The sequence below is a fragment of the Bacillus sp. 3G2 genome (genome assembly GCF_044324725.1).
GTDB classification, from domain to species: domain Bacteria; phylum Bacillota; class Bacilli; order Bacillales; family Bacillaceae_G; genus Bacillus_A; species Bacillus_A mobilis.
Genome location: NZ_CP172246.1, coordinates 1,816,743 through 1,838,649, shown reverse-complemented (window position 1 = coordinate 1,838,649; position 21,907 = coordinate 1,816,743). Strand labels below are relative to the sequence as shown.

At 33.9% G+C, this 21,907-nt stretch carries 21 protein-coding genes; 6 read left to right on the top strand and 15 right to left on the bottom strand.

The window, feature by feature from the left end:
- Window positions 1-30: 30 nt before the first annotated feature.
- From ACHZK0_RS09400 to ACHZK0_RS09390, 3 genes are all read right to left on the bottom strand, one after another.
- The gene (locus ACHZK0_RS09400; RefSeq protein ID WP_000750833.1) at window positions 31-450 is read right to left on the bottom strand and encodes a VOC family protein; all 420 of its coding nucleotides are present in this window, start codon (window positions 448-450) and stop codon (window positions 31-33) included.
- 83 nt (window positions 451-533) lie between these two features.
- Window positions 534-1,892 carry a branched-chain amino acid transport system II carrier protein gene (gene brnQ / locus ACHZK0_RS09395; RefSeq protein WP_262743481.1) on the bottom strand — a complete coding sequence of 453 codons (1,359 nt, stop codon included), beginning with the start codon at window positions 1,890-1,892 and terminating at the stop codon, window positions 534-536.
- A 233-nt stretch (window positions 1,893-2,125) separates the two neighbouring features.
- The gene (locus tag ACHZK0_RS09390; protein ID WP_088063037.1) at window positions 2,126-2,818 is read right to left on the bottom strand and encodes an FMN-dependent NADH-azoreductase; all 693 of its coding nucleotides are present in this window, start codon (window positions 2,816-2,818) and stop codon (window positions 2,126-2,128) included.
- Window positions 2,819-3,112: 294 nt separating this feature from the next.
- Here ACHZK0_RS09390 and ACHZK0_RS09385 point away from each other — a divergent pair, with 294 nt between their 5' ends.
- Entirely contained in the window at window positions 3,113-4,078 is a 966-nt protein-coding gene (locus ACHZK0_RS09385; RefSeq protein WP_270343357.1) for an arsenic resistance protein, read from the top strand.
- 117 nt (window positions 4,079-4,195) lie between these two features.
- On the opposite strand, the gene ACHZK0_RS09380 is transcribed toward ACHZK0_RS09385, so the two are convergent.
- Window positions 4,196-5,443: a DUF4153 domain-containing protein gene (locus ACHZK0_RS09380; protein WP_270343359.1), complete on the bottom strand. Its 1,248-nt coding sequence runs from the start codon at window positions 5,441-5,443 to the stop codon at window positions 4,196-4,198.
- A 349-nt stretch (window positions 5,444-5,792) separates the two neighbouring features.
- Window positions 5,793-7,937 carry a DNA topoisomerase III gene (gene topB, locus ACHZK0_RS09375; protein ID WP_063260205.1) on the bottom strand — a complete coding sequence of 715 codons (2,145 nt, stop codon included), beginning with the start codon at window positions 7,935-7,937 and terminating at the stop codon, window positions 5,793-5,795.
- Window positions 7,938-8,271: 334 nt separating this feature from the next.
- Between topB and ACHZK0_RS09370 the strand changes: the two genes are divergently transcribed.
- A complete protein-coding gene (locus ACHZK0_RS09370; protein ID WP_395761474.1) occupies window positions 8,272-8,817 on the top strand; it encodes a hypothetical protein in 546 nt (181 codons plus the stop codon).
- A 51-nt stretch (window positions 8,818-8,868) separates the two neighbouring features.
- Here the strand turns inward: ACHZK0_RS09370 and ACHZK0_RS09365 are convergent, their stop codons facing one another.
- Both ACHZK0_RS09365 and ACHZK0_RS09360 read right to left on the bottom strand, forming a co-directional pair.
- The gene (locus ACHZK0_RS09365) at window positions 8,869-10,509 is read right to left on the bottom strand and encodes a multicopper oxidase family protein (protein ID WP_395761473.1); all 1,641 of its coding nucleotides are present in this window, start codon (window positions 10,507-10,509) and stop codon (window positions 8,869-8,871) included.
- Window positions 10,510-10,627: 118 nt separating this feature from the next.
- Window positions 10,628-11,911 (bottom strand): aminopeptidase P family protein, encoded by a 1,284-nt coding sequence (locus ACHZK0_RS09360; protein ID WP_270606919.1) that lies wholly within the window; start codon window positions 11,909-11,911, stop codon window positions 10,628-10,630.
- Between the two features lie 220 nt (window positions 11,912-12,131).
- On the opposite strand from ACHZK0_RS09360, the gene ACHZK0_RS09355 reads away from it, so the two are divergent.
- Window positions 12,132-13,115, top strand: a complete 984-nt coding sequence (locus ACHZK0_RS09355; protein WP_270606920.1) for a F510_1955 family glycosylhydrolase — start codon at window positions 12,132-12,134, stop codon at window positions 13,113-13,115.
- Window positions 13,116-13,130: 15 nt separating this feature from the next.
- Window positions 13,131-13,847 (top strand): sulfite exporter TauE/SafE family protein, encoded by a 717-nt coding sequence (locus ACHZK0_RS09350; protein ID WP_220389043.1) that lies wholly within the window; start codon window positions 13,131-13,133, stop codon window positions 13,845-13,847.
- 58 nt (window positions 13,848-13,905) lie between these two features.
- On the opposite strand, the gene ACHZK0_RS09345 is transcribed toward ACHZK0_RS09350, so the two are convergent.
- Entirely contained in the window at window positions 13,906-14,778 is an 873-nt protein-coding gene (locus ACHZK0_RS09345) for a LysR family transcriptional regulator (protein WP_001100318.1), read from the bottom strand.
- A gap of 142 nt (window positions 14,779-14,920) precedes the next feature.
- Between ACHZK0_RS09345 and ACHZK0_RS09340 the strand changes: the two genes are divergently transcribed.
- On the top strand, window positions 14,921-15,628 hold the full coding sequence (locus ACHZK0_RS09340; RefSeq protein WP_262740824.1) for an alpha/beta fold hydrolase: 708 nt from the start codon (window positions 14,921-14,923) through the stop codon (window positions 15,626-15,628).
- A gap of 71 nt (window positions 15,629-15,699) precedes the next feature.
- Here ACHZK0_RS09340 and ACHZK0_RS09335 read toward each other — a convergent pair whose 3' ends face one another.
- Window positions 15,700-16,614: a hypothetical protein gene (locus ACHZK0_RS09335; RefSeq protein ID WP_262740823.1), complete on the bottom strand. Its 915-nt coding sequence runs from the start codon at window positions 16,612-16,614 to the stop codon at window positions 15,700-15,702.
- 245 nt (window positions 16,615-16,859) lie between these two features.
- On the opposite strand from ACHZK0_RS09335, the gene ACHZK0_RS09330 reads away from it, so the two are divergent.
- Window positions 16,860-17,090, top strand: coding sequence for a DUF896 domain-containing protein (locus ACHZK0_RS09330; RefSeq protein ID WP_064476400.1), 231 nt, complete (start codon window positions 16,860-16,862; stop codon window positions 17,088-17,090).
- A 50-nt stretch (window positions 17,091-17,140) separates the two neighbouring features.
- On the opposite strand, the gene ACHZK0_RS09325 is transcribed toward ACHZK0_RS09330, so the two are convergent.
- The 6 genes from ACHZK0_RS09325 to deoC all read right to left on the bottom strand — a co-directional run bounded on the left by ACHZK0_RS09325 (window position 17,141) and on the right by deoC (window position 21,902).
- Entirely contained in the window at window positions 17,141-17,620 is a 480-nt protein-coding gene (locus ACHZK0_RS09325; protein ID WP_262740822.1) for a CcdC family protein, read from the bottom strand.
- Window positions 17,621-17,637: 17 nt separating this feature from the next.
- Window positions 17,638-18,033 carry a DUF2871 domain-containing protein gene (locus tag ACHZK0_RS09320; protein ID WP_071721767.1) on the bottom strand — a complete coding sequence of 132 codons (396 nt, stop codon included), beginning with the start codon at window positions 18,031-18,033 and terminating at the stop codon, window positions 17,638-17,640.
- Window positions 18,034-18,179: 146 nt separating this feature from the next.
- Entirely contained in the window at window positions 18,180-18,575 is a 396-nt protein-coding gene (locus tag ACHZK0_RS09315) for a cytidine deaminase (RefSeq protein ID WP_000358522.1), read from the bottom strand.
- A gap of 33 nt (window positions 18,576-18,608) precedes the next feature.
- On the bottom strand, window positions 18,609-19,910 hold the full coding sequence (locus tag ACHZK0_RS09310) for a pyrimidine-nucleoside phosphorylase (RefSeq protein ID WP_001983022.1): 1,302 nt from the start codon (window positions 19,908-19,910) through the stop codon (window positions 18,609-18,611).
- A gap of 36 nt (window positions 19,911-19,946) precedes the next feature.
- The gene (locus ACHZK0_RS09305; RefSeq protein ID WP_000876173.1) at window positions 19,947-21,128 is read right to left on the bottom strand and encodes a NupC/NupG family nucleoside CNT transporter; all 1,182 of its coding nucleotides are present in this window, start codon (window positions 21,126-21,128) and stop codon (window positions 19,947-19,949) included.
- 102 nt (window positions 21,129-21,230) lie between these two features.
- Window positions 21,231-21,902 carry a deoxyribose-phosphate aldolase gene (gene deoC, locus ACHZK0_RS09300; RefSeq protein ID WP_001017444.1) on the bottom strand — a complete coding sequence of 224 codons (672 nt, stop codon included), beginning with the start codon at window positions 21,900-21,902 and terminating at the stop codon, window positions 21,231-21,233.
- Window positions 21,903-21,907: the final 5 nt, after the last annotated feature.

Here is a 21,907-nt window from a genome sequence, read left to right as displayed (position 1 = left end):
TAATGTAACTCCTTTGCTTAAGATTGAACTTTATTTCTCTTCCGGATAATCACAATACTCAATGATTGTTCCCTCTGTATCCGCTGGGTTAAGATATATTAATCTTCTACCATGCTTATTAATTCGAAGTGTATGCTCTAACGTTCGAATACCTTGTTCTTTTAACTCTTCTAGAGCCACATCTAAATCATCGACACGATATGCAACGTGATGAACACCTTTACCTTTTTGCTTTATAAATCGAGCAATTGGTGAAGTCGTATTATTCGTCGGTGCAAGTAATTCAATTCTATCCCCATCCACTTCAAGAATGGCTACTTCGCTTTCCACACCAGGAGCTTCACTTACGTAACGATCTATTAAAGTTCCTAACAATACCTTTTCATAAAAACGTATCGTGCTATCTATATCTCGAACTGCGATGCCAATATGATCAATTGTTTTTTTCATTTTATTTCCCCTACTACTTTATTTTCTTTCATTATTAATAGTAACAAAAAAAGTTATAGAAACAAGTTCTATAACTTTTTTATTTAACCTATTTTCTTATTCGCACTAGCTGTTGGTTGAACTTCATTTTTTACTTTCACAATGCTAATGCCGTATCCGATTAGTCCACCAATAAGTGCTGGTAAAATCCAACCTAGCCCAACTTCGTGCATTGGAAGTAACTTAGTAAGAATCTCGTTCACTACTGCTAATTTCATACCAGCTGCATTTAATCCATCAAACATACTTACAATAAATGTTATTAACAAGCTACCTTGATACACTTCTGCTCGTCCTTTAAATAATGGATGAAGGAGTGTTAGGAAAATTAATACGATTGCTAATGGATAAATTGCGATTAATACTGGAACAGAAATTGCGATTAATTGTGTTAAACCTACATTCGCAACAACTGCACTGAACACTGATAATACAATTGCAATCTTTTTATATGAAACGCTTGGGAATAACTTATGGAAAAATGAAGAACAAGCTGAGACTAGTCCAACACTAGTAGTTAAACATGCCGCTATAACCATAATCCCTAATATAATTCCGCCGTATGACCCGAAATAATAGTTTGAAACTTTTGCTAATACTGCACCACCGTTATCTAAGTGGCCAAGTTTTGCAACACTTGAAGCTCCCATAAATGAAAGTGCTGAATAGATTATTGCTAAAATAGATGCAGCAATAAGTGTTGCTTTTGCACAAACAATCATAATATCTTTTTTCGTTTTTGCGCCCTTTTCTTTAATCGCATTTATGATGATGATACCAAATACGAATGATGCTAACGTATCCATTGTTAAGTAACCTTCTTGGAACCCTTTAAAGAACGCATGTGATTTATACGCCTCTGCAGGTGCTTGCATTTCTCCCATTGGATGAATAAAAGCAAATGCTACTAAAATTCCAATGAACGTTAATTTAATTGGCGTTAAGATTTTGCCTACAATATCGACAATTTTCGCGGGATTTAGCGAAAAAAAACAAGTAATGCTAAAGAATACAATTGTAAAAAGAATAAGTGCTGTAGAACTGAAACCTTCTGTCACGAATGGCTTAATACCAATTTCATAAGAAACGCTGCCTGTTCTCGGAATAGCGAATAACGGACCAATTGCTAAATATAAAACTGTCGTAAATACAATTCCGAATACTGGATGCACGCGGCTTGCTAACGATTGTAAATCCTCTTTGCCTGAAATACCAAATGCTAATACTCCTAGTAATGGTAACCCAACACCAGTTACTAAAAATCCAGCGTTAGCAATCCATACATTCTCTCCTGCCGATTGACCAAGCATTGCCGGGAATATTAAATTTCCTGCTCCAAAAAATAGTGCGAATAACATTAAACCAATAACTACTATGAACGAAAACGGTACTTTGTTCGTCATAATATAACCTCCATTCCAATCCTTTTATCTCATTTCCATTTTTAACTAATTGAATTTTCTGAATATTTAACTTAAGTATCAACTATTCTTGACCTCATTATAGTTTGAAATATAATATTTTGCAATACTATTTTCAAACTTTTCTTTTATTTTATAAATATACATTTTTTAACATAGAAATAGACTAAAAAACCAACATGGTCATCCATGTTGGTTTTTACATTTACTATCAATTAAAATTTCGCCGCTACTTTTTTAACGTTCTCTAAACCTTCTTCAACAATTTGTTGTGAACGATCTGGATATTGATTGTGTCCTTCAATTACAACCGTCTCTGGATTTGTAATTCCCCAGAACCCAAGTACATTCGTTACATAATTGACTGCCATTTCCATAGGAGCCATTTGTTCTGAAGAGTAATCTGAACCACGCGCACCTAACACAACGACTTTCTTATCACCAGCTAAACCTACTGGGCCATTTGCCGTATATTTAAATGTTTTTCCAGCTTGAGATAAATATGAAATATACGTAATTAATGGCGCTGGAACTGTGAAGTTCCATAGCGGGAACGCAAATACAACTTTATCAGCTTCTAAAAACTGATTTAAATACTGATCTACCGTTGCTACAGCCTTCTCTTCTTCTGCCGTTAACTCCATTCCTTGACTACGTTTATATCCACCTGAAATAGCGATATTTCCGTAATACGGAAGATCTAATGCAAATAAATCTAACTCCGTAATTTCTGTATTTGGGTTCGCTTCTTTATAAGCACTTACAAATGTTTCATACATTCTTGAACTAACTGCTTGCTCCGCTGGACGATCGTTTGCTTTTACAAATAATACTTTTGACATTGTTTTATTCCCCTCTACTTTTGTATTTTCTTCTTTTTTACCAAATAATGAGCTAAATAATCCCATTTTCTTCACCTAAGCTTTCTTGTCATATTCATTATTCATCATCATAAAAATTCTTATTCTAATAAAAAGTTCCAATTGATACCTTAAGTAAAAACACCTAAAACTTTTTGTTATTTAATTACCTTATGTAAGTGATTGTAATACACACTACTTACTTTAGTCAAGTAACTTTAAATAAAAAATAATATCTTGAATTAAAAATAAAAACCCACATACAATTTAAACACCATTGTAACTTCATTGTTTGTATAATGAATGTAGAGAGGGCAATTCATATTTAGAAAGGATTTATTCATGAGCACTATAGAAAAGATTCAAACTTTTATTATTCTTTTTGCTGTTACATGCGGCATCGTACTCGGACAATTTAATTTGATACATATGTATGCAGAGCACTTTATTGTCCCATTCTTATTTTTCATGCTGTATGGATTATTCCTCAGCATTCCATTGAAAGAAATAAAAAATGGATTCCGGAATTTAAAATTCGCTGGAACGAGCCTCACCATTAATTTTTTATGGACACCTTTACTAGCTTGGGGATTAGGAGCTCTATTTCTTTCAGATCATCCGGCACTTTGGGTTGGATTTATTATGTTAATGGTTACTCCATGTACAGATTGGTACTTAATCTTTACTGAAATAGCGAAAGGAAATGTAGCACTTTCTACTGCAATTTTGCCTGTAAATTTAATATTGCAAGTACTACTCCTTCCCATTTATTTATTTTTATTTGCTGGTGTCATGAAGACTGTAGCGGTTTCTGTTTTAGTAGAAAGTATAGTTATCGTCATCATCTTACCATTTGTACTTGCACACGCTACAAAGTTCATTATGAATAAACTGAAAAAAACTGAAACACTTGAGAATACACTCATTCCGTTTTTCAGCTCTGCTCAAATTATATTTTTAAGCTTAGCAATCGTAGCGATGTTTGCATCACAAGGTAAATATTTACTACAAAATATGAATGTCGTTTTACTATTACTCATTCCGGTTCTATTGTTCTTCATCATTAATTTTGTCCTAGGACAATTTATTGGGCGCATAATGCGTTTATCTTATAAAGATACAGTAAGTCTAAACTTAACAACATTAGCAAGAAACTCACCTGTTGCACTCGCTATCGCTGTAACAGCTTTTCCAGACGAACCTCTTATTGCACTTGCACTCGTTATTGGACCGTTAATTGAACTGCCAGTACTTGCTTGTGTTTCACAAATATTGTTGCTTATTAAGAAAAAAAAGCAATACACATAATAAAAAAGCGTCCTACTTTAGGACGTTTTTTTATTGCCGAGAAATTATAGAAGTAACGATAATTATCGGCTCTAAGGATTTTATACGTTTTAGACACGCTATATTAACAAAGCCTTTCTAATTAAACATTATAGGAAAAGTAAATATGACGAAAGCTGCCCAAAGTCCGTAGATTGGCAAATACTTCGTAACGGCGTCTTGAATAGCTGTCGGTCCTGATTTGTTTTGCAAGAAACGCATATAGGAAAACATAATCCAAATGAGATTTGCCCAAATCAGTATGTTTACGCCTAAAACAGCAAGTCTATTAGGTGTAATCCCGTAAGAAGAAAGTCTGAATACGATGGCTGACAATGCGACAGTGTCAATAATAAGCGCCAGAACAATTAAGGCAAAATTTATATAATCTGAAATGCTCTTTTTCTCATCTGAGTCACTCTCAACGATAGAAAATATGGTAACAGCCAATACACCAAGAAGTATTCCATTGAAGGCCATTAGGAAATTGCGGTCCAAGAATGGATTTTTCCCACTCCATATAACCGTTATAAGATAGATCAACAATGTAATCAGTACAAGTGGACTAAAAATTTTAGCTATATATGGTGTAATATTTTTAGCAAGTTTAAGGTTCATTGATACTAAATATGCAGCCACTACAGCTAGAGCGGCTGCTCCAAATAATACAACATTACTAAAATAGAATTCTCCTATATCCAAGTCAACGAAGCTAAATAACTTCATAGTGAATACTGCTAGTATCATTCCGCATACAGCCATGCTCGCGTAGAGAAGACCATATTCTAAATTAAATTTAATATACGCTAATCTTGTACTACCTTTTGAATATTCATTTCCCGTAAACGCAAGTCCCAATAAGACCCATAACAATATAGGAAGATGTAAATAAGCAAGAATACTGCTGTCTTTATAATTTAATGGCAACATATTAAGATACAATCCGGAAATTAGGAACAACGCCGCAAGGAAATAAATAATACTTTTTTTCGGAGTATTATTGTAAATAAAATAAGCAACAATAAAAGGAATTACACCAAAAGCTAGGTTAATTGGAGCAATTGCTCCCTGCTCGACAAAGTGGAAAATGATTCTGGTGCTTAACCCAGCTAAAATAGCTAACATACCCATGAATAAGAAACCTTTTTGAAACAGCGATATTTTTTCTGCATTTTCCGTTTCCTTGAAATGCATCCTTTCATACCAAGTAGCTAGAACCTGAGAATCAGGATTTTCATCCCATGCTTGTGAGAATGACTTTTTAAAAGCTTTTGGGTCTTTTCTATACATTCTCTCTAACTCATGAGGATTATCCATATTTTCAATAATCAAATTGTTAGTGTCCATACTTATACCTCCTCTAATTAAAAAAATATAGTTGTTACCTTTTCTATAAAAAGTACCACAATTATTTATTCTGTTTTTGATTTTAATATATTTTTTATCGTTTTACAATAAATATTTATTATTTAAGATGATATTTTTATTGCATATTTCCACAAACATCTGTATAAACTACTCTCAGTTTCTCTTAATTATTTTTTCCTCTTATATAAAGTAAATGGTAAAGATAATATAAACGCCCTATTTAAATACTATCTTTCAAATATTTTTTATCGTTAGCATATAAAATAAAAAAGCATGACATAAAATTGTCATGCTTTTTAAAACTTAACCTTTTATTAGTTAAAACCACTTAATTCTCAAACACAAAATTAATTTTATTATCTTTCCATTCTAACTTCGCATCAAATGTTTTCTCGCCCTTTGTAAAACCTTTAATTAAATCGGTCTTTTCACCTTTTAGGAGCTTTGTCATATTTTTTTGCGAAATTGTTTTACTTAATATCTTCTTTGAGATGGTAAAATCACATTGTGTCGTGTTGTAGTTAGAACAACCGTAAAACGTTGACTTATCAATCACATCGCCATCACACTTTTTGCAGCTACCTACCTTTTTACCTGTTGTAAATTTCGATCCTTTTCGCTCAATCGACTCAACATGTAATCCAGTGAAATCCCATTTCTCCGACATTTCCACTGCATCTTCAATAATTTTAGCTGATAGCTTTTTCGTTTGCTCCATAAATGTAGCTGGTGATGCTGTGCCTTCCCCGATTTCCGCAAGACGCTGCTCCCATTTCGCTGTCATTTCTGGTGAAGCTAGTATTTTGTCTCCGATTGCGGTAATTAATACTTTCCCTTTATCGGTTGCATACACTTGGTTCTTCTTCACATCTATATATTTACGGTCTTTCAGCATCGTAATAATTCCAGCGCGAGTTGCCTCCGTACCTAAACCCTCTGTTTTCTTTAACACTTTCTCAAGCTCTTCGTTCTCTAAATACTTACCTGCCGTTTTCATTAACGTAATAAGTTGTCCTTCTGTATAACGCTTCGGTGGCTGTGTTTTTCCTTCTTTCACTTTCACCTTTACAACTTTCCCTTGTTCACCTTCTGCGACAATTGGAAGAATTGTTTCGTCATCTTTATCATCTTGGAAAATAACTTTACGCCAACCTTCTTGAATTTGCTGTTTTCCTTTTGAAATGAATTCAGCACGTTCATCTACAAGAGTTGTAATCGTTGTGTAGTCAAAGATTGCTACTTCATAATGCGCCGCAATCAGTCTTCTTACGATCATATCGTAAATTTTCTTTTCATCACCTGATAGTTTGCTTGGGTTTGTAACTTGCTCTGTCGGAATAATAGCGTAGTGATCTGTAACTTTTTTTTCATTCACATAACGCTTATTATTCATAATCGATTCAATTGGTGCTGGCAATAACCCTTTATATTCATCAAACTGACTTAACTTCTGTAAAATATCAGGGAACGTCGCTGCTTCTCCTTGTGTAACATAGTTAGAATCCGAACGCGGATAAGAAACTATCCCTTTTTGATATAGTGCTTGTGTTATATCAAGCGTCTTTTTCGGTGAAAATTTAAAAGCTTTATTAGCTGTCGCTTGCAGTGCGGATAAATTAAATAAAAACGGCGGCTGAAACTCTTTACGCTCCGTTTTCATTTCTTTTACTACAGCCGGTTTCCCTTGGCAAAATGCCGCAATTTTATTTGCCATATCAGGGTCTTGTAAGCGGGACTCACTATCCTTCTCCCATTTCCCCTCATACTTCTTTCCTTCTATATTAAAGGTTGCAAACACTTCCCAAAATGGCTCAGACTTAAAGTTTTCTATTTCTTTTTCACGCTTTACAATTAATGCGAGTGTCGGTGTCTGTACACGTCCAGCGGAAAATACATCGTTCATTCCTTTTTTCTTTAGCAAAATACTAAAGACACGTGAAGCATTCATACCAACAACCCAGTCCGCACATGACCTTGTATACGCCTCATAGTACGTATTAATTGTATCTGCTTCATCTAGTAAATTTTTAAATCCCTGGTATATAGCTTGTTTCGTTAAAGATGAAATCCAAAGACGCTTCATCGGCTTTTGGACGTTGCAAAGGTTAATAATATTTCGTACAATCAATTCCCCTTCACGCCCGGCATCGCCCGCGTGAATAATTTCTGTTACCTGTGGATTATGTAACAGCTGTTTCACAACATTAAATTGCTTATACTTTGATTTTGTTACTTCAAATTGAAAACGCTCTGGAATCATCGGTAACGTATTAAGTGACCATTTTTTCCACTCTGCGTGATAATGCTCTGGATTACATAACTGCGTCAAATGACCAATTGCCCATGTACAGTACGCTCCATTTGGAAATAACTCATTCGCTTCTACTTCTAAATATCCATCTTTCCGGCGATATTTAAACTGTGAAACAAGAGCCAAACCTTGATCTGGTTTCTCGGCAATAATTAATTTCATTTTATAACTCCCTATCTGTATTCCAGTGTTACTTTCATTGTCTATCTGTTTAGAGACGATGATAAAACATCAATCTTATTTATCATTCGCCGGTTATCCCGGGTAATGGGATAACTATAATATTATACGCTTATTCTTTGTAGGTTCACAATAGAAACTCATTATATAAAAATTTCTTTCTCATGCTTATAGACCTCAAATACCGAGAGCCCTTTCCTTCATTACTGCTTACTTTTATTTTAAATCGTGCAGATAATTTGCAGATATAAATAAGCATAAGTACTCTCCATATGAACATATGATGAAATGAATGATAGAACAGGGAGGTATCATAATGTTCGCTTACACATTAGCCGCCTTAACACTTTGTTGTATCTCGATTCTTATTACATCATACATTTCTAAACGTAAGGGTACCCTAATGGAGTATATGGTATTTATTATGTCTTTTAGTATGAGTACGGGTTTAAGTATCGGTTTTTATTTAGGTATTCTTTTTAAAGGTGATTTACTACATTCTACTTTGCTTGCAATTTTGATTAGTGGTTGTATCGGTTTTTTAGTCGGTCTACGTTTTCACCTATATACCGCTTTAGAAGGAATGTTCTCTGGATTAATGGCAAGTATGATGGGAGCAATGATTACAGAAATGTTAAATGCTCAACAAGCCCATAGTATACTATTCATTAGCCTATTACTTACGATAACAATAACTATGTCATGTATGATTCAACTTTTATCAGAAACCTTTTCTACTTTTATCCAAAAGCGTTTTTTATTATTACTTTCAATTAGTGTAGTAATTATCGTTGCCGTATTCGTGACATTCCCAGATCATACTCCCCCACCTTCATCCGGGCATGATCAACATATACATTAACACTTGCAACGAAAATGAATAAGCAGCTATCCATAGGATAACTGCTTCATATTATTCTGGCTTATTAGGAATGTTTGGGTTGGGAACATAGTCAGATTTATAATCTGTATATTTCACTTCTGTTACCATCCCCGCTGAAGCATGGTGTAAATCATGACAGTGGAACATCCAATCACCCGGATTATCTGCTACAAAGGCTACTTCATATTCTTCATCTGGTTTTAGGTTCAACGTATCTTTCACAATTGGAGAACCTTCAATCGGTTTTCCATCTTTACTCAACACTTGGAAGAAGTGACCATGTAAATGCATTGGATGATCGTCCATTTTAGAACGATTTATCAATTTTACTTTTACTAAATCACCCTTTTTTACTGAAATCGGATCAATATCCGGAAATACCTTTCCGTTAATTGTATATACCATTTCATTTCCATTCATTTGCGTATTTAAGTCCATATTATATGTGGCAGTATACTGCTGATTTAACGTGAAACTACCTAATTTTTTAGCACCGTATTTCGTTATATCTAATTTCGGTAATTTTTCTTTTTCGTTTGCTTTTTCTTTCGTCCCTGTACTACCTTCATATTCAATAACTGCTTTCATTCCTTTTGCACCTTTATTTTCTGAATGGTCTTCAACATACCATTTCCCAGTATTGTTAGCAGTAAATTCAACATCATAACGTTCACCCGGTGCGATTGAAATGACTTGATCCTTTATAACTTTTGGATCGTTTATTGGTTGACCATCTGTCGCAATTACTTTTATATCATGACCGTGAACGTGTATATCATGTGATAGATAACCAGCATTAACGAGTCGAAAACGAACTTTATCTCCCTTATTCACTTTTAATGGTTCTACTAAATCCCCACTTTTACCATTGACTGTGAATAAATCATACATACTCATATCATGAACTTCCATCTTCATATTTCCATGGTCCATTCCTGCCATATTACTAGAGTCTTTTTTATCACTGCCCATGTCCATACCGGAATGATCCATAGCGTTCTTATCATCATTCTTTTTCTTATTTTCATTTTCCTTAAATTTATTATCTTTTTGCCCTTTTGTCATTTCTTTTAACTGTTTATTAATTTCTTCTTTATCTGTTATCCATTCATCTAGCATTAATGTGTAATCTTTATCATATTTTTCCTTTGTATCTTCTACAATGAGCGCTCCATATAAACCTCTATCTAATTGATTTACAGAATCTTGATGTGAATGATACCAATACGTTCCTGGTACGTTCGCCTCAAATTCATAGGTGAAACTTTTTCCTGATTCAACCGCATCTTGCGTCACGCCTGGAATTCCATCCATATTATTTGGGACAGGATATCCATGCCAATGAATAGATACTGGTGCAGATAATTCATTTTTTAATGTCACTTTAACCTTTTCACCTTTTTTCACCCTGATTTCTGGACCAGGAGATGAACCATTAAATGTCCAGACTGGAACAATAACACCGCTACTTAGCTTTTGTTTTTCTTCTTTCGCTACTAAAGTAACTTCTGGCCCTTCTACAACTTCCAGTGGTTTTGTAGCCGTTTCAGTCTGTGTTGTTTTTTTATCGTTCATATTTTTATGATCATTTGTTGTATTTGTGGTCGCAGAACATGCAGCAATTAAAGATATGACAGAGACTGTAACTGCTATTAACAAAAATCTCTTCATGGAAAATTCCTCCTTTTTCTTTTTCAAGATTATTATAGAAGACAATTTTCAAGAAAATATGGAGATATAAAATGTGCAAAATAAAAAGACGCCCAAAATTGAGCGCCTCTACTAATGATTATTTCGTAACAACTTCATCTTCTTTTACATATACATTATTTTCTCTCATAAACGCTTCAATCTCTTCAACTTCTCTAATAATATCTTTTGACAAGTTTTCATGTCCGTCTTTCGTTACAAGAATGTCATCTTCAATACGAATTCCAATTGATTCTTCTTCAATATAAAGACCAGGTTCAATTGTTATAACCATACCTTCTTCTAACACTCTCTCTTTATATGTTCCTACATCATGCGTATCTAAACCAAGGAAATGGCTGACACCGTGATAATAGTATTTTGATAACTCTTCGTCTTCCTGAATTAAACCAATTGCTTTACACTCTTCTGCTAGTACCTTTTTTGTATGCTCATTTAATGCAGCAAACTTTACTCCTGGCTTAATGAGTTTCGTTGTTTCTTTCAATGCTTTTAATACAATATTATACATTTGTTTTTGGCGACTAGAGAATGTTCCATTTGCCGGGAAAGTATAACTAATATCAGCATTATAGTAGTCTTTTTGAGCACCTAAATCTAGCAGTACTAAATCACCATTTTGAATTTGTGCATCATTATCTTCATAATGAAGAACTGTAGCATTTTTTCCACTTGCCAAAATTGTATTGAACGCATGATGCTTAATGCCAGATGATTTCAGTGTGAAATCAAACTGAGCTTCTAACTCATACTCCATCATGTCAGCTTTTGCATGCTTAAGTACGTTGTAAATACCCTCTTTCGTTACAGCAATCGCTTCTTTAATGATTTCAACTTCTTCTTCTGTTTTAAACACTCGTAATTCACAAATATTCGGATATACATTACCAATTAAAACGTGTGGATACTGTTCTCTTACATGTTTAGAAAATGCTAGCGTTTTTGTCTCCGTACCATTCCACTCACGACGCTCTAAATCTAAATATAGATGCTTCACATTTTCTGTAAAAAGTATATTTGACATTGTCTTTTCAAAGCTATCTAAATATACAACTTTCTTTATACCTGAAATTTTCTCTGCTTCTTCGTTAGAAACTGTTTTACCGACCCATTTTTCCATTACTGGATCTGATTTTTCAATGAAAAGTGTTTCTTCTACACTATTTCCAAACTTCTTCAACATGAAAATAACATTTGGTTCATCGATTCCTGTTACATAGTAAAAATTTCGATTCGGCACAAATTTATAATGTGCATCCGCTGACATATGAGGTGCTTGTCCCGCAAATAAAATAGTAATAGATTCGTCTGGTAATGTGTTTACTAATCGTTCTCTATTTTGAGCAAAAAATGTTGATTTCATAATAATCCCCCTAGCGTTCTATGTATGATTAAAAAACTAATTATCTAATCAATTTATTTTATTATTGTTACAATTTTTCGTCAATTAATAGTACTCATAGAAAAAGGAAAATCCCCCCTTACTAGTACCCCTCTAATCTACATTATGCATACAACTCCACAATTTCTTGACATTTATTCCATATACTTAAAATCTCATATATAGGAAAGGAGCCACAACTTTGAAACATTATGTAGCAACTGGGTTAGCAATTACTTCCTTATTCATAATTACTGGATGTTCTAGCAACACCGAAACAGCACCCGTGAAGAAAGAAACGGTGCAATCTGAGTCAAAAAATATAGAAACAGCAAATACGAGTCCGCAAGACTTCTATAAAGAAATTACATCTGGAAAAATCGAGCACATTCACGGAATTGGCTATGCAGGAAATATGCCTGGGGTTTCTATCGCCACTCATAGCGGGATAAAAGTTTATCATAATGGAAAATGGCTTGAAACTAAGACTGGATTACATGATTATATGGGATTTCAAGCAACGAAGAACGGATTCTTTTCCAGCGGTCATCCTGAACCAGGAGCAAATTTAAAAAACCCTTTAGGATTAATGAAAAGTTCTGATGGCGGTAATACCCTTGAAAAGCTAGCTTTTTACGGAGAATCTGATTTTCATAACCTTGCTGTCGGATATAATACGGAAGCAATTTATTTATACAATGAGCGTCCAAATTCTAAATTACAACAAGGTTTTTATTTTAGTACGAACAACGGACAAGATTGGAAAAATAGTAAGTTAAAAGGTCTTTCAAGTACGATTCATTCCTTTTCAGTACATCCGGATCAATCTAGTGTAGTCGCTGTAAGTGCTAAAGACGGTGTATATTTATCTACGGATTATGGAAATACGTTTGAATTATTCTCTAAATCACTTGAATCGACCGCAGTTACATTAAGTAATGAAGATGTTATTTACGCCCCTATCAATAAGCAAATCGTAATGAAGAAATCAATTGCAACAAATGAAGAGACAAACATACAAATTCCACTTTTAGATTCTAAAGATGCAATTATGTATATTTCACAAAACCCTCAAAATTCAGCTGAAATCGTATTTGCTACAATGAAAGCAAATGTGTTCCTTTCTACCGATGAGGGTAAAACGTGGAAACAGATTACTAAAGAGGGAACATTACAATTTAATTAGAAAGGTGAATATAACGTGTTTTCAATAATTAGTGAATGGAGCTATCAACTCATGTCTCCTTTAATAGGTGTCGCGAATGCTACGAAATCAGTACCTCTTTTATTTGCGTTTTTATTAGGCATTGTAGGTACACTTGCTCCTTGCCAATTAACAGGAAACATTAGCGCTATTACACTTTATGGCAATCAATCTTTACAAAAGAGATATGCATGGAAACATATACTGTTATTCATTTTAGGAAAAATAATAGCTTTTACGACACTTGGACTATTAGTATGGTTCTTAGGAAAAGAGATTCAGCAAATATTAACTTTGTATTTCCCATGGTTACGAAAAATGATCGGACCTTTATTAATTTTAATGGGGTTAATGTTAACAGGTATTATAAAAGGAAAAAATCTCTTCTCAATCAAATTTATAAAAAAACAAAATGAAGTTGGCTCATTTTTACTTGGATTCTTCTTTTCCTTAGCTTTCTGCCCAACTATGTTCGTTCTATTTTTTGGAACGTTAATCCCTCTATCTTTCTCATATAATTATGGTTACTTGTTTCCGACATTCTTTTCGGTAGGAACAGCTCTCCCTATCGTTATATTAATGTTCATCATCTCCTACCTTGGATTAAATGGGGCACTACTTAAAAAGAGCCGAAAAATAGGAAAAAACATTCAACGTATAGCCGGTGTCCTACTCATTTTAATCGGACTTTATGATACTGCTCTATATTGGTAATACATCCAAAAGGTAAGCTTCAGTAAAATGAGCTTACCTTTTAGATCATTTTATTTATTCATTTTTTCTTTTGTTGTAGTTGGCTTAGCAAATTCATAACAAACGCCAGAAACAGTGGATCATTCTCTTTTTTAGGTGACCACTGCATAATAAGTTGTCGTGGAATTCTAATTTCTATCGGTTGCACAATGAAATCATTAATAATTTGCTTATGTAGTCCTGATACTGGAACAATTGTTATACCGTTAACCTGTAAAGCAAGTGCTAATGCTGAACTAATGGTCTCTGATTCCATCACTTTATTAACTACTATTTCATTTTTCGTCAAATATGGTTCAAGTACTTCTTTACAACCAGAAAGCGGCATAATAAAAGGATAATTTTTCAACTCTTTAATAGTAAGATTAGGTGGAACAAACTTTGAAGAAACCATAACATACGGATCTTCACCAATGACATCATAATGAAATCCTTGTATTAAATTTTCTTTTATAGAAATAGAAAAATCTGCACTTCCAGAAGACAACCAATCTAAAACTTCCTGATAGCTTCCCTCTCGAACTGCAAGCACATACTGACTGTGATCAAAATTACCTAATTTGATACACTCAGCCAAACAATATACAGTAACTGAAGGATAAGTAGCTAATACAATCTTATACAAGTTATTATTCTTCAATTTTAAAGCTGTTTCTTCAAGATTTTCATACTCGATTAGAAGTCGATCTACACAAATTAAAAATTCTTTTCCATTTTCAGTTAAAACAGTTCCTTGTCTAGAGCGATCAAATAATGTGATAGCATATCGTTTTTCTAATTTGTTTATGATATGAGTTATAGCCGGCTGTGTCATATGTAATTCCTTAGCAGCTAAACTAATGCTGTTCAAACGAGCCACGTATTTAAAAACTTTAAAATCAAAAACGTTCATTCTGTTCTCCTTATATAAAAAATATTTATATCATCTATAAATAAGCTTCATTATATTTATCAACTCACTTCATATACACTAATTATACATCATCAATATTACGAAAAAATAAACATATAAACATTAGAGGAGTGTTGATTAAATGAGTACTTACGTTTTAGTACATGGGGCATGGCAAGGTGAATGGGCATGGGAATTAGTAAAACCTCAACTAGAGGCTTTAGGTCACACTGTTATTACACTAGACTTACCTGGAAACGGGAAAGATATGACTCCCTCCCAAAATATAACGTTGGATTCTTATGTTAATGCAGTAACAGCTACTATAAATCAACAAAATGAAAAAGTTATTCTTGTTGGACATAGTATGGGTGGAATTGTGACCACTCAAACCGCTGAACTTATACCAAATAAAATCGATAAATTAGTATATCTTTGTGCATTCTTACCACAAAATGGAGAAAGTCTTGGTAGTAAATTAAATGGAGAAACCGGACCACAATTCTCTATAAATGAGAATGAATTAACTGCAGAACTTATACCAGAGTTGATTGAACAAACATTTTTAAATGCTACAGAAGACGGTTCTATTAAAGAAGCATCTTTTAATCAAATGCGTCCTCAACCACTAGGACCGTTCCAACAAGAGCTAAAAATATCAGAAGAGAACTTTGGAACTGTAAATCGTATTTATATCGAAACAACTCTAGATAGAGCGATTCCGATTGATTTTCAGCGCCGAATGAATACAGAGACCCCTTGCACGAAAATAATTACTTTGGAAGCTGATCATTCACCATTCTTTTCTAAAGCGACAGAACTTGTTAATTGTTTAAATGAGTTAAGCTAAACTTCATTTAATGAAAATAGACACCCGCAGGTGTCTATTTTTTATGCTAACTAAGGATTGTATTTCCTTCTCTACATTTGCATACCCTTTTGCTTCATCTCCCACTTTTTATACAGTAGTACTGCACCAAATAAAAATACTCCCGCAACAAATGAAGCTACTGGTAACATCTTTATCATTTCATCTGGAAATACGAGCGGCAATAGTGGAAATGCATACGCTGCTGGAATACGTACTCCAACGATTTTTAATAAAATAAGCATTAATATCATATTTAATAAAGTGACTACAATCCATGAATCAATCGTAAAGTACAATAACGTTCCAACAGTTGCAGATGCAGTTAATACTAATATTTGTTTAAAAGCCATTTTTTCATTGTACATCGGCTTTTGAAGTGATTCATACACAACAACTAATATTGGTGGAATAACTGCTAATTGTTCATAACCAGTTATCCAACATAAACTGATCCATACGAAATTTAGTATTAGAAATACAATCATATATTTATACTGTATTTGCACTTTTCGCTCAATACCGTTGTTCAATTTAAATATAAGAACACCTATCATTAAAATAAATGTTAAAGCAAATACCGCGATAACAAATGACCATTCCGTCGCATTTGTTACTAATGGTAATAAACCTGTCGCAATTGATGGTGCTAAATTGGATTGAATTACACGTAAAAACAGCATCATGAATACAAGCGTTAAGCTTACTTTCCCTAAATAGGCTATATCCATTTGATTCACCATAAAACCTATCACAGCCGTTATTGACGGTGCAATAAAAATTTTATCAGGTTGTCTTAGCCACCCTGGCTCACGATATGCCCATAAAGCAACTGCCATCGCAGCTATTTCTGGCAAAATGACTTCCGGATCATTTAATAACACACCAGCTGTTACCATAGCTAAAATATATAAAATAGCAATCGTATATGAGATGATTGTTTCTTTCTTTGAAATTACTGCATTCATTATTACATACTCCTTTTTGCTTATTACTCTCATAAAGTAAAACAATACTTTATATACCCTACTAGGGTATTGTATATTAACATCTTTTCTATTTCAAGTATTTGTAGTTTTTTCATTATTTATCACCCCATACACTTACAAAACAAGGAATGTTTATAGGCATTGACACTTATTAAAAGATAGGTTACAATAACTATACATTAGTAAGTAACTAATGTAATTAAATCTAACTAGAGGTGAATCAAATGAAAAACATTTTATTCCGTATTAACGAATTATCAAAAAAAGAAAAAGCATCTGGATTAACAGTTGATGAAAAACAAGAACAACAAATATTGCGTCAAAACTATACAAAAACATTTCGTGGAAGCTTAGATTCCATTTTATTAAACACAAAAATTGTTGATCAACATGGTCTTAACGTTACACCAGCTGCATTACAAGATGCTCAAATACGTTTAAAATTAAGCAAATGAAATTAAAGCGAGAAAAACAATCGTATAAAACATAAAAAGAGCCGGAATTCCTATTTAGAAATTCCAGCTCTTTTTATTGTCTTTTCTAATTTAGCATATGAACGATACATCGCAATTCTCCACGATACAATCATCGCAAATGCGAGTAAGAAAAACATTCCGCTTAACTGTGCTAAATCAATTGATTGACTTAAATATGATTTTAACGCTACTCGTACAGCCAATAATCCGACTAAAATAAATATGAATGCTTTTGACGGTTTCATAAATATATGTTCGGCCCTTATTTCGAGCTTAGTTGTTTTAATTAGAAATATAGAGAAAATAAGTCCTACACTAATTGCCTCTACTATTTCTAACGATGTTAATCGAAACTCTGGTAAGAAGTACATCATTGCACCAGTACTCATAAAAATTGGCGGTAATATAATTTTCTTTTTCGTTACCGGTTTTTTCGCTGCTTTAAAGCGCAGAAACATGACACCAACGGCCATACAAACCGCTAAAATACTTGATAAAAGTGCTATCATACTCTCCCCACTCCTATCTATTTAACAGACTTTTTGAGCAAAATCATAAACCAAACGAGCCCGATACTTATAATAACATGACCTAATCCAGCCATATGGCTTAAACCGTTAAAGTCAGTTCCATTTACTTGTAGAAGACCTCTCCATAGCATTGTAGCAATAGTAAAAATCAATCCGACATTATAAACAACAAACCATGCACGAAAGCTCTTTGTCTCTTGTACATGAAACACTTTACATAAAGCTAAAGCAATTAAACAGAATACGAAACCGAGCACTAATACATGTGTATGCACTAATTGCAACATTGTGGATCCTTTAATTCCTTGTGCTTTCGTATACTCTCTTGCAAATACTCCTGATAATAAACCAATAATTAAGTAAATGAATGCCGCATTATATAATCTCTTCATTCTATTCCTCCTGTTGTAAACTTTCTATATTCGCTGCAATTATTTTAAGCAAAGTTTATGAACGGAATATGAACAAAATATTACATTCAATTTTTGAAAATAAAAAAACCATCCCACAATTCATAATTGCGGAATGGCTTTTCAACTTATTTTAAATCTTCTATCGAGAAAGCGCCTGGAAGTAATTGCTCAACAGTCACTTCTTTTTCGTCGCCTTTTACATTCGTTAGTAAAACTGGCATTTTCGGTTCACAGAATTCAGCTATCACTTGTCTACAAGCACCACATGGTGAAATCGGTCCATCCGTTTCGCCTGTAATAACTAAGTAACTAAAATCGCGCTCTCCTTCTGATACTGCTTTAAAGATCGCTGTTCTTTCTGCACAGTTACATAAACCGTAAGAAGCATTTTCTATATTACAACCAGTATAGATTTTACCTTCTTTCGTAACTAACGCTGCACCAACAGGAAATTTTGAATACGGAATATATGCTTTTGCTAACATCTTATTTGCTTCTTCAATATATTTTTTCTTATCCATATTATTTCCTCCTCAAAGTAAATGTGGTTATGATTAGTCAGTAATCACTGTGTGCACTAATTTAGGAGCCACTGCTGTTTCAGCGATAGAAATGTTCTCATAAATTTTTGCTTTTACATCTTCTACATTTTCACGATTTGCATAGATCGTTACGAATGGCTCGCCTTCTTTTACTGCATCGCCAACTTTTTTACGTAACATTAATCCTACTGCTAAATCGATTTCATCTTCTTTTGTCGCACGGCCAGCACCTAGTAACATAGCTGCAATACCAATCTCATCTGCAACAATGTTAGAAATAACACCTGAAGTTTTAGCAGGCACATCAATTACATACTTCGCCTGTGGCATTTTTTCTGGATTGTCTACAATTGAGCTATCTCCGCCTTGATTGCTTAAGAATTCTTTAAACTTCTCAGTTGCTTTTCCGTTTTTCATAACTTCAATTAGCATTTCACGAGCTTCTTCTAATGTATTTGCTTTTTTCGCAAGTACGACCATTTGACTTCCTAATACAAGTACTAATTCTGTTAAATCTTCTGGACCTTCACCTTTTAACGTATCAATCGCTTCTTTCACTTCTAGAGCATTACCAATCGCAAATCCAAGAGGTTGTGACATATCTGAAATAACAGCCATAGTTTGACGTCCTACATTATTTCCGATACGTACCATTGCATGTGCTAATTCTTTTGCATCTTCTTCTGTTTTCATAAATGCGCCAGCACCTGTTTTTACATCAAGTACGATCGCGTCAGCACCAGCTGCAATTTTTTTACTCATAATTGAACTTGCGATTAAAGGAATTGAGTTTACTGTTCCTGTTACATCGCGTAATGCATAAATCTTTTTATCGGCTGGTGTTAAGTTTCCTGTTTGTCCAATAACAGCAACTTTGTCACGGTTTACAATATCAATGAACTGCTCTTTCGTAATTTCAACGTGGAATCCTTCTACCGCTTCTAATTTATCAATCGTTCCGCCTGTATGTCCTAAACCACGACCAGACATTTTTGCTACCGGTACATCTAAAGCAGCTACTAATGGCCCTAGTACTAATGTTGTTGTATCACCAACACCGCCAGTTGAATGTTTGTCTACTTTAATTCCTTCAATTGCTGATAAGTCGATTGTTTCTCCAGACTCCACCATTGCCATCGTTAAATCTGCACGTTCACGATCTGTCATATCTTTAAAGAAGATTGCCATTGCAAGTGCACTCACTTGATAATCAGGAATACTTCCATCTGTATATCCATTAATAAAGAACTTGATTTCTTCAGTCGTTAATTCTTTGCCGTCACGTTTTTTTGCAATAATATCTACCATTCTCATTACAATCACCATTCCTTTTTATATGATATAAATCTATTAAAATAATAAGCCAACGATTGTTGCTGATAAGAAACTTACTAATGTTGCACCGAAAAGTAATTTCAAGCCGAATCTTGCGACTACATTCCCTTGCTTTTCATTTAGGCTCTTAACTGCCCCTGCAATAATTCCAATTGAAGAGAAGTTTGCAAATGAAACTAAGAATACCGATATAATCGCTGTCGTTCTGTCTGAGAAATTAAAGTTCCCTTGTGCTAAATCTGTCATAGCGACAAATTCATTTGATACTAATTTTGTTGCCATAATATTTCCGGCATTAACTGCTTCATGCCAAGGTACACCCATAATAAATGCAAATGGCGCAAATACATAACCAAGTATTTCTTGGAATGAGATACCGATTACACCTTTAAATACGGCATTAATGAATGCGATAAGAGCTACGAAACCAACTAGCATAGCTGCTACTGTAATCGCAACTTTAAATCCATCTATAATGTATTCCCCTAATACTTCAAAGAAAGTCTTTTTCTCTTCTTCTTGTACTTCTAACATATCTTCTTCTTCAGTAACTTCATACGGGTTAATGATAGAAGCGATAATAAAACCACCGAATAAGTTAAGAACTAAAGCGGTTACAACATATTGCGGTTTTAATAACACCATATATGATCCGACGATAGACATTGAAACGGTAGACATTGCAGATGCACATAATGTATACATTCTTTTCTCTGGCAATAACCCTAATTGTTTCTTAACTGAAATAAACACTTCAGATTGTCCTAAAATCGCAGATGCAACTGCATTATATGATTCTAGTTTCCCCATTCCATTTACTTTACTTAATGCTAGACCGATAGATTTCACAATAATAGGTAATACTTTAATGTGTTGCAAAATACCTATTAAAGCTGAGATAAATACGATTGGCATTAATACACTTAAAAAGAACGAGAACTCTTTTTGATTTACTAATCCACCAAATACGAAATTCACACCATCAGCGGCATATTTTAATAACTCTCCAAAACCATCTGCTATTCCGCTAATTAATATATTCCCTACACTTGTATTTAATAATAAAAACCCCAAAATAAATTGTAATATAACCATCGTTATGATTGGACGATATTTGACTTTCTTTCTATTATTACTAGCAAGCCAAGCGATACCTAAAATCAATACGAGGCCAAAAATACCAATTAAGTATTTCATAAGCCGTCTCCTCCCATTCGTATCCGCTTACATTTTTTTCAATTGTTAAAGCAATAGATACACTTTACTTTGTGTATCTATTGCTTTTGACTTCATTAATGATTAGTAGTTATCTGTAGCACCTTTTGCATCATTTAATACGATTGCAACACTAGCACTTGCTCCAACGCGAGAAGCTCCAGCAGCTACCATTTTGTCTGCATCTTCACGTGTACGAACGCCACCAGATGCTTTTACACCAACGTTTGGTCCTACTGTTTTACGCATTAATGCGATATCTTCAGCAGTTGCTCCGCCAGTTGAGAATCCAGTTGAAGTTTTTACGAAGTCAGCACCAGCTTTTACTGATAATTCACAAGCTCGTACTTTCTCTTCATCTGTTAATAGGCAAGTTTCAATGATTACTTTTACAAGAGCTTTTCCTTTTGCTGCTTGTACTACTTCATAAATATCTTTTTCAACGAACTCGTTATCGCCATCTTTTAAAGCACCTACGTTGATTACCATATCTACTTCAGTTGCACCTTTTGCGATAGCATCTTTTGTTTCGAAAGCTTTTGTTTCAGTAGTGCTTGCTCCTAATGGGAAACCGATTACAGTACAAACATCTACATCATGTCCAGCTAATTCTTCAGCAGCTAGCTTCACCCATGTAGGATTAATACAAACAGAAGCGAATTTATATTCCTTTGCTTCTTCGATTACTTTCATAACATCTTCTTTTGTAGTATTAGCTTTTAAAATTGTATGGTCAATTAACTTTGCAATATTCATTATCT